Here is a 9,555-nt window from a genome sequence, read left to right as displayed (position 1 = left end):
GGAAAGATCAGCGCCGCCGCCGTCCCGTAAAGATAAAAGTCGTACCACTCAATGGCGGTCCCAATGAAGCTACCAAAACGGGCGCGTCGCTGCATACCCACCTTGGCATCCAAACCAGATCCATGTGCTAACTTCATTGCGAACCAATCCATATCAATCCAACCAATATATGCTATGGAGCGTATCGTCCGAAGGTGATCTGCGCAACAGCAAGAAGTTGCTGCGGTTTCCCCCACGCTATTTTGGTTCCAATTGGTTCTGCGACGCCGGGACAGCTACGCGGGAATCACCGACGCTTCGCCTCTTGCCGAGAAGCCGATGACGCGTTGGCTACTGGGCGTCCGGCGGGCAAACTGCCAGGAAAAGCGACCATCAGATAATGGCGTGGGTGCCCCAGCTGGCACACATCAGACCATTTGGGCCCGGTGGTACTCCAGCCCCGGAAAGACACCGGCACGACCGAGGCGTATTCTTGATCGTCGTCTTGGCCGCCAAAGACCCCCTCTGCCATTGCTCGATCGGCAGACAACCCGCGGGGCCCCTACTGCCACAGATGGCCCCACGACAATCCCCCAAACCCATGGCCGGCAGTTCCCGGCATGCGACGCCCCCGATGACCCTGCCAGGATTGCGCGGCCGATGGTTCACGGCCACCATCTTCTGTCGGCCTCGTCGGATCGCGGAAGCGGCGGTTGGCCCGGCGGGGGCAGCCCTGCTTCAGTCGGTAACGGCTCTATCGATGAAGAGCGCCTCCACCTCCACGCAGGCACCCTTCGGAAGGGCAGCAACACCAATGGCGACTCGTGCATGTTCGCCCCGAGCCCCGAGTGCTTCGCGGAAGATGTCCGAAGCGGCGTCAATAACGGCTGGATGGTCAATGAACGCTGGAGTGGATGCGACGTAGCCGCGAATCTGCACAAGTTCCAAGTTGTCAGCAGCCGTGGCGACACCTCGGGCCAGTTCAATGCAGCTTCGCGCACTCGCTACGGCGGCGAGGCGGGCCGTGTCGACGTCGACGTCGGCGCCTACGGTTCCGGTCGAGAGCTGACCGTCAATTACCGGCAGCTGACCGGAGACGAAGATCCATTCGCCGACCCTCTTGACGGCTTCGTAGCGTGGCTTTGCAGAACTGGGCGAAGAAACAACGGTCATTTTGGAAACTCCTGGAAGTGGTTTTTGTCAGATGACACCTGTACAGCCGCGGGCTGTATCGCTCAAGCGCGGCGGAAGCCCAGTATTACATCGACCACCCGGCGCATACAACAGTATGTTGATATTGAATCAACCAACGGTTGATAACCGGAGGGGAGGCGGCTAAGGTTCAACAAAGAACTGAGTTCCGCTTCTGAAGCCTTGGGAGAATCGGCAACGGCCAGTGCGCCACGTAATGGTGAGGGCCCGGCCGTAGTTTGTCCTTCCGTTGGGTACCGGGAAATCCTCGGCGCCACTTCGGTGAAACTGAGGGACTAGCGGGAGAGTCGCATTCTTGAGGTCACAGCGTCAGCGCACGCGATGTGCGAATGCCGATGCCTCAAACCCGCTGCGGAAACGAACCACTAGCATCGACTGGAGAAGTATCATGCCACTGTCATCTGAACTTGACGGCATCTCAATTGAAGAGCTCCGACGTCGGGGTAGCTACAAATGGACGGCCTTCCCGGGAACCATCGGTTCCTTCTTTGCGGAAATGGATTTTGGGACTTCCCCGGGCATTCAACGTGCTCTGCATGAAGCCGTAGACCGACCGCTTCTGGGATACCTCCCGAAGTCCCTTGCGGATGAAATGTCTGTCGCAACAGCGAGCTACGCCAAGGATAAATATGGGTGGGAGATTCCGGCGGAGGACATCCATCCCATTTCGGACGTAACGTATGCCACCCGCTTGGCAATTGAGCACTACTCCCGGCCAGGCTCGCCTGTCATTGTCCCGACTCCTGCCTACATGCCGTTTTTGACTGTGCCAGGTGACGTAAACCGCGACGTCATTCAGGTTCCCATGGCAATGGTTGACGGAAAGGCGCAGTTTGACCTGGACGCATTGGACGCGGCATTCCGCGCAGGGGGCAATCTCCTGATTCTGTGCAACCCATACAACCCGTTGGGGCGGGTCTTCAGCAAAGACGAGCTGATCGCCCTGAGCGAGGTTGTGGATCGTCATGGAGGAAGAGTCTTCGCTGACGAGATACATGCTCCGCTGGTTTTCGAGCCGCAACAGCACATTCCCTACGCATCCCTCTCAGCGGTGACAGCCGAGCATACAGTGACTGCGTTTTCCGCCTCGAAAGCCTGGAACATTCCGGGGCTCAAGGCAGCCCAGTTCATACTCACCAATGACGCGGACCGCAAGGTGTGGGAAAGAATCGGATACCGCGCATCCCATACCTGCAGCGTCCTCGGCGTCATCGCCAACACTGTCGCCTACGCCGAGGACCGCCGCTGGCAGGAGGACATCCTGTCCTACCTCGATGGAAACCGCACTTTCCTCGACGAACAGTTGCGCCTGAAAATCCCGGAAATTGGATACCAGAAGCCGGAAGGCACCTATATCGGCTGGTTTGACGTCCGAAACCTCAATGTTGGCGATGACCCGGCAACGTTCTTCAGGGAACAAGCCCATGTCGCCCTCACCGACGGGGCCGCGACCGGGGAGGCAGGCAGAGGATTCCTTCGATTCGTCTTCGCAACCCCTCGTCCAATCATCGAACAGGCAATTGACCAAATGGAACGAGCACTGCGCCGGCGCTAACCCCAGCGTTCGACGGGCTCACGGCACTTCGCCGTGGGCCCGTTTCAGTTTAATTGTCGAATGCAGAAGGCCGCCCCCATGCCGGCCTGGCCGCCATTAAGATAAGGGTGAATCTCTGCGCAGAGCGTTCGAGAGCGGGCTTTGGTTTCAAATCGCTGTTGAGTAGATTTTCAACTTTCTATTGTACTTGAATCAACAATAAGTGTAAGCTGGAGCACGTCCCGACATCGAAAAGATCATGCGCGACCTCTACAGAGGCTACAACCGGGATCACCGCTAGACCTCGCAGCGGCGAAACCTCGACCATAAATCGACGGCCCGCTCACCATCTTCCAGATGCAACCGATGAACTCTCCTGAGTTCTGTATGCATCACGGCTAGGGCCAGACGCAGGTCCGGCCTTCCCCACCTCAACCAAAGCTAAACGCAGGAGATACGCATGAGTCCGCAGCAGACTTCTACAGACGACGGAGTTTCCTCGGTCGACATAAAGTCCGGAGAGCTGTCTCGAAAAGGCCTGTCAAAGGAACAACGCAAGAGTCTTACCGGCCTTGCCTTCGGGAACGCACTCGAGTGGTTCGACGGAAGTATTTATGCGACCTTCGCCATCTACGTGGCTGGTTCGTACTTTGACAAAACAGATCCAACGGCGGGTCTGCTGGCGGCCTTGGCCATCTTTGCCGCGGGCTTCATTGCACGCCCATTCGGAGGCATCTTCTTTGGTTGGCTCGCAGACAGGCTGGGCCGCAAGCGAGGGCTTACGCTTTCAGTGGGCCTTATGGCGCTTGGTCTGGCGGGTATTGCCTTCACGCCTAGCTACTCCACCATCGGACTTGCGGCCCCCGTTTTGCTCGTGCTTTTCCGCCTCCTCCAGGGTTTCTCAACAGGTGGCGAAACAACAACAGCGCAGGTGTTCATCGCGGAAATCGCGCCAGCAGCGCGCCGCGGATTCTGGTCGAGCCTGATCTACATCTCAGGAACCATTGGGATCCTCTGTACCGTAATTGTCGGCGCCGCAATGAACTCAATCTTCTCGGCCGAGCAAATGCAGTCGTGGGCATGGCGCATTCCCTTCGCTATTGCGGCTGTCTTGGGCCTCTACACGCTCTGGATGCGACGCAACATGCAAGAAACCGAGGTGTACGTCGACACATCCAACGCTCAACCCTCGGCCGAGGTTTCGCTCTTTGCGGGCGCCTGGATGCACCGGCAGGCGCTGCTGAAGGTGATTGGCCTTACCGTGGGCTTCACAACCTCATACTGGGCAATCATGGTTAACACGGCAACGTACGGCCAGGTCAGCCTTGGTTACCAACGGGGCGAAACGCTTGTGGCAAGCGCCGTCGGCAGCATCGCCTTGATCATCAGCTTGCCGTTCTGGGGAAAGCTGTCCGACAGAATCGGCCGCAAGCCCGTGCTCGTGATCGGCTTCGGCATGCAAGCTCTCCTGTTCTTCCCCGCCCTCCAGTTCATGGCCCTCGGCATCGTCCAGCTCACAATTGCGCTGACCGCTTTGGCCGTTTTTACTGGCGCGGCAGCGTCCATCTTCCCGGCTGTCTTTTCCGAACTGTTTCCTACCCAGATGCGGGCCACCGGCGTCGGGATTGGCTACTCACTCGCGGTTGCAATTTTCGGCGGAACCGCGCCATACCTACAGCAGTTCTTCTCGGCCGGAGGCGGCCTTAACCTCTTTCCCGTATACACCATCGCGCTCCTGATCATCTCTGCAATCACCTCATTGATCATCAAGGAAACGCGCGGCGCGTCTCTCGAAGAAGGTTCAGACCAGCCTGGTAAGGAGACGAAGGCCACTCGTGTCGGATACTAAGGAATCGACGTCCCGCAGCGATCTTCTGGTGCTTGATGCTGAAAACCTCCACGACCGGCTGATAAGCCTGCGCAGAGAATTGCACCGCATCCCAGAGCTCGGTCTGGACCTTCCAAGAACAACTGAGTTCGTTATCAATGCTCTTCGTCAACTCGGTATTGACAGTCAGTACCACCCAGGTTCCGGCGGGGTTACCGCAATTATCCGAGGAACGGGCCGGACGACCGCTGCGGGTGCCCGCACTGTCTTGCTTCGTGCAGACATGGATGCCCTCCCCATTGAGGAGCGTTCCGACTTGGACTTCGCTTCCACCAACGGGCGTATGCACGCATGCGGGCACGACCTGCACGTAGCGATGCTTCTCGGAGCGGCAAAACTCTTGAGCGACCGTAGGCAGGAGCTCGCTGGGGACGTGCTTCTGGTCTTCCAAGCGGGGGAGGAAGGATATGACGGTGCCCGGATCATGGTCGAAGAAGGCCTTCTTGAGCTTTCTGGCAGCCTTGTCATCGGCGCTTACGCACTTCACGTTTTCTCTGGAAGATTCGCCGCCGGCACTGTAGCACTTCGTCCGGGACCAATGATGGCGGCGGCGGACCGTCTAACCGTCACCGTGCATGGGGTCGGCGGTCATGGATCCACGCCGCATTCAGCGATAGACCCCATCGTCGTGGCAGCCGAGATGATAACCGCACTTCAGACGATGGTCACGAGGCGATTCGACGTTTTCGACCCCGTGGTCCTATCCGTGACGAAAGTATCCGGCGGAGGAGAATCAGTCGCGGTTATACCGGCCGAAGCCGTATTTGAAGCCACAGTCAGATCGTTCAGTAACCGCGCGCGCGACAGGCTTGAGGAACTGTGCGCTCGGACCCTGCAACGCATTGCCGAAGCGCACGGAGCATCGGCGACAGTGCAATACACCCGGCTATACCCTGTGACGGTAAACGCTTCGTCGGAGACTCAACGCGCCCTTCGAATCGCAAGGGATCTTTTCCCAAGCTCCACAGTCACCGAACTTGAGACTCCCTTGAACGCCTCAGAGGATTTCTCGAGGATTCTCGATGAGGTGCCTGGCGCATTCATCGCCCTCGGCGCGACACCCGCCGGCGTCCCACCCGAGGCGGCACCATTCAACCATTCCGCGGAAGCCACCTTCAACGAAGATTGCCTGCCGCAGGGGGCAGCACTGCTCGCCATGCTCGCTCTGGATCGGCTTCAGGAGCGGGCAGAAAGCGCCTAGTCAGGGAGTGAAAGCCCCGGGTAAAAGGTACGAACCAACAGGGAGGACTGAGGGCCAGTGATGCGACTGCGCTTCAGCTCGCCCACTGGCCTCAAGACGCAAAGCCCGCGCAGGTTTTCCTAGGGCAGAACACCCGAGTCCGGGCAAGCGTTCGTGCACGGTCCTGAGGACTTGCATAGGGGACGTTTCTTTCCGGGAGAGAAAATGGTTGTCCTGACCAGCTTTCACTGAAGGTTCAACCACACATGATGTTGGGCACATCCCGCAGCAGTAACGACAGCCCTCAGATCGCCGCTCGATGGTCACACCGAGCTCGGAGGAATGGGAGCACCCGGTAGGTGTACGCTTCTGGCTCGTTCCTCGTCCCTGTCCAATAGTTAGAACACGCCTCGGTCTTCAGATCGGGGCGTGTTTTCTTTGCCCGCTCTTCGGATTGGCAGTTGCCAGCCGGGGCGATGGTGGGTGCCCGGCGGATGGACTACGGGGCGGACGGGTCCATGATTTTCGGGACCCGTCCTGGAAGTTAGGATCTTGTGGTTGACAAGTTGGCGGGCGCCCGGTCAAGCAAATAGCCCCGTGGTCGGCTCTGCTGGATAGCAACGGTGATTGGCTTCGCATGTATCACGCAGGCCCCAGCTTCCGGCAGCGCGTATCTCCAACGTTGGTTGGTTCTAGCACCCTACGGGAGCCACCGTGCTCCCACAGACCGGATGTGAAGTCCGCCGCAGGATTCCTGCACTGTGTCCGCTGGAACACCATCTTCTTGTGGTTCATCTCCTGGCTGGGTTGATCGGTGAAACGGAGCGCCCACGCCCCTGTCGCCCGGTGCCAGCGGGCTGCAGGAACCGACTCCGGATGCCTGTGTCGTTTGTGCCCAAACTAACAAGGTCGTAATCGGCTCCGAACTGTCCCCATCAAAGGGATGCTCTTATACTCTTTAAATGATCATTCAACTCGAAACCAGAGAAATGAAGGAATCCGCGCGGGTGTTCACGCGCGGTGCCACCATTGCCTGCTGCGCCGCGATGGCTGGCTTGGGGTTGCTTTGGGCGGCCTACGGGCCAGCCATTCCGCAACTGCAAAAGGACTTCGGCATTGATGAAGGGATGGCCGGTTTGCCGTTGGCGATACAGTCAGCGGGATCCGTTCTGGGGGCGCTTTCGGTGCCGCTTCTGCTGCGGCGTTTAGGGTATCGGACGATCTTTCGGTCAGCGTTCCTTGCCTTGGCGATAGGGGCACTGACCATCGGAATCGTCCCTGCATGGGCTGCTGTACTTACCGGAGCGGTCGTCGCAGGCCTCGGACTGGGCTGCTGTGACACTCTTGTTAGCCAGACCTTCATAACCGGTCATGGCCGCCGCGGGGCCGCCATGGTCAATGTTGCTCACGGGTGCTTTGGGTTAGGGACGGTGCTGGCACCTGCCCTTCTGGCGTTGTTGGGTACCCAGCAATGGCCCGTCATGTTCTTGGTCGTAGCCGGTCTAATGCTGGTCGCATGCACGGGGCTGGGGGGCATTTCCAATCAGAAGGAGCCCAAGGGCGAGTCTGTGCCAGGGGGCGGAGGGCCACGCGGTGGAGTGCGGGTGAGGATCTATGTGCTCACCGGGTTCTTGGTGCTGTATGTGGCTCATTTCGGTGTCCAATCGGGCATTGGGACCTGGGAACCGACCCGGCTGATGGATCAGGGCCACGCAGAGTTTGAAGCAACCCTTGCCACATCAGGGTATTGGCTCGCCATGGTTCTCGGTAGAGTGGCGGCCATCCCCTTTACCTCTCGTTTCCGAGCATCCAGCATCGTCTTGACCAGCTCCGTGGGTATGTCACTGGCCGTGCTTGTTGCTGCCGTCGTACCTGGAGCAACAGTGTGGGCGTACCTGGTAGCCGGACTCATGATCGGCCCAATCTTTCCCACCGGCCTGACCTGGCTTATGACCAGCGGACACGCCCGGGGCGAAACATTCAGTTATGTCGTGGCGAGTGCCCTTGCAGGCTCCATCGTGGTCCCGCCCCTCCTGGGTTTCCTCCTGCAGGCACGCGGTTCCGATGCCCTGGCACCCACGGTATTGGTGGTTTCCGCTATCACGGTGTTGGCGACGATTCTTACCGCGCGGCGGTTGCGCGGTGGCCCCACCACCTATCGGGAATCCAACTAATGGTTGAAAGCCACTTGCAGAACCATGGATGACCGGACCACCGGTCCTTGCATTCACTGGACGATCGATCGGTATCTCCGTGCCGCTGAAGGTCGCCCAGTGAGTGCAAGCACAACAGTCCGTGGCACGAGAATGGTTCCGGCACCCTCGTCCCAACCGGAAGTATCCAGCGGTTATTTGCCGCCTGACCACAGGCCAACAAGCTCTCGCGGTAGCAGCTCATTTCGGAGATTGCCCCTGAACGGAGCAAGTGGCCGCTGTCTTACTGGGTGGCAACTGCAAACGCTTGGCGTTGCAGGAAAATACTCATCCAGAACGGCCCGACCACTGAAAAATCATCGTGGACAAGAGGCTTGGAGGGGTGGGGAACCGCGGTAGGAAGCAGCACGAGTTCGGTGCATGGGCGAAGGGCTCAAAGGCGGTCCAACAGCCGCTCGTGCTGGCCCGCTGGAGGCCCTCCGACTCAGGCGGTTTCTTGTGTGTCCTCGCCCAGTTCGTTGAGGTAGTTATAGATAGTGAAGCGGGTGACCCCGAGGGCGGTCGCTGCCGTCTCAGCCGCCTGCTTGACCAGGAAGAAACCTCGCCGGTGCAGCTCGGCAACCACTTGCATCTTGTGGTCCTTGCGCATCTTGTTGACAGGTACGCCCACAGCCGCGACGGCTGCGTCAATGAGGCGGGCCGAGAGTTCCTCAACGCTGCGGGCAAAGTATTCGCTTTGTTGGCTGGCCGGGGGGACTGACACGGCTTCGTCCGCTATCGCTTCTGGCTGTTGGGAAGGCATGCCCTCCTGTCCAAGGACAAAGCGATCCATGGTGGAGCGGAGCGCCACCCAGGATGAGACGTCTGCGTTGAGGCAAAGGGCCGCGGCAGCGTGGCCTTCTTTGTCCGTGTAGATGATCGTTGTGCTTTGCAGGATGCGGCCGTCGGGTAGCAGTGACCGGTAACCAACTTCGTGTCGGAGGTCGCCGGCGGCGATGCGTTCCAAAAGCTTGTCGGTCGGCGGGTCCCCGATCTGGCGCCTGGTCACATCGCCGGCGATCGCCCGTACTGTGTTAGGGATGCGCTGCAGATCATGCAGGACCACTTCGGTTGGCTGCGGCAGCGCTGCCTGCAGGGGAGCCACCAACAGTTGCAAGACGCGGTTGATGGATTCAGCGTCCATGTCCTGTACGGCGGCCACAGCTGGAGCCATGGGACCCGTCAGGTCTTGGTAAGTCATCCGTGCTCCTTCAGCGGGCTGTGGGCCATCGATGCTGGATGAAATTCTCCCGGCTAGAGTCTGCTATCAAGGCACCCGTACTTCGCCGATGACGGGGAGTCCTGAATGATCGCGCTTGACCGCGAAGAGATTCAACAACGTGTTGCTAATCGAAGGCCATTCCTGGTCTGTTTACACCCTACGTGTAAGGGGTGACTTCCTCAACCAATCGCACCGAGAGTGTTCTCCGTTGGAGACACGGCGGTGCCGGCTGCAGCCAACAGAATGTTGACGAGCTTGCCGGGGTAGGCCCGTCCGTGGAAAAGGAAGCCGGCGGACTCCTGTCGAACCGTTGCACGATTGGTCGGAGCCCGCCGGAACTGGGCATTG

The 9,555-nt window shown here is 59.3% G+C and carries 6 protein-coding genes; 4 read left to right on the top strand and 2 right to left on the bottom strand.

What is annotated here, in order from left to right; all coding sequences use genetic code 11:
• Positions 1–717 precede the first annotated feature (717 nt).
• Positions 718–1,152 carry a RidA family protein gene (locus ACSVIE_RS20210; RefSeq protein WP_442425031.1) on the bottom strand — a complete coding sequence of 145 codons (435 nt, stop codon included), beginning with the start codon at positions 1,150–1,152 and terminating at the stop codon, positions 718–720.
• Between the two features lie 334 nt (positions 1,153–1,486).
• Between ACSVIE_RS20210 and ACSVIE_RS20205 the strand changes: the two genes are divergently transcribed.
• The 4 genes from ACSVIE_RS20205 (at position 1,487) to ACSVIE_RS20190 (ending at position 7,967) form a co-directional block, all read left to right on the top strand.
• Positions 1,487–2,746, top strand: coding sequence for a MalY/PatB family protein (locus ACSVIE_RS20205; RefSeq protein ID WP_442425030.1), 1,260 nt, complete (start codon positions 1,487–1,489; stop codon positions 2,744–2,746).
• Positions 2,747–3,185: 439 nt separating this feature from the next.
• Entirely contained in the window at positions 3,186–4,574 is a 1,389-nt protein-coding gene (locus ACSVIE_RS20200; RefSeq protein ID WP_442425029.1) for an MFS transporter, read from the top strand.
• A 28-nt stretch (positions 4,575–4,602) separates the two neighbouring features.
• Positions 4,603–5,814, top strand: a complete 1,212-nt coding sequence (locus ACSVIE_RS20195; protein ID WP_442425028.1) for a M20 metallopeptidase family protein — start codon at positions 4,603–4,605, stop codon at positions 5,812–5,814.
• A 941-nt stretch (positions 5,815–6,755) separates the two neighbouring features.
• Positions 6,756–7,967: an MFS transporter gene (locus ACSVIE_RS20190; protein ID WP_442425027.1), complete on the top strand. Its 1,212-nt coding sequence runs from the start codon at positions 6,756–6,758 to the stop codon at positions 7,965–7,967.
• Between the two features lie 463 nt (positions 7,968–8,430).
• Here the strand turns inward: ACSVIE_RS20190 and ACSVIE_RS20185 are convergent, their stop codons facing one another.
• Entirely contained in the window at positions 8,431–9,186 is a 756-nt protein-coding gene (locus ACSVIE_RS20185) for a helix-turn-helix transcriptional regulator (RefSeq protein ID WP_442425026.1), read from the bottom strand.
• Positions 9,187–9,555 lie beyond the last annotated feature (369 nt).

Source organism: Paenarthrobacter sp. NCHU4564 (assembly GCF_052156435.1).
In the GTDB taxonomy this organism is placed as follows: Bacteria; Actinomycetota; Actinomycetes; order Actinomycetales; family Micrococcaceae; genus Arthrobacter.
The sequence above is the reverse complement of the archived record's forward strand: the minus strand, read 5'-3'. Positions and strand labels throughout refer to the sequence as shown.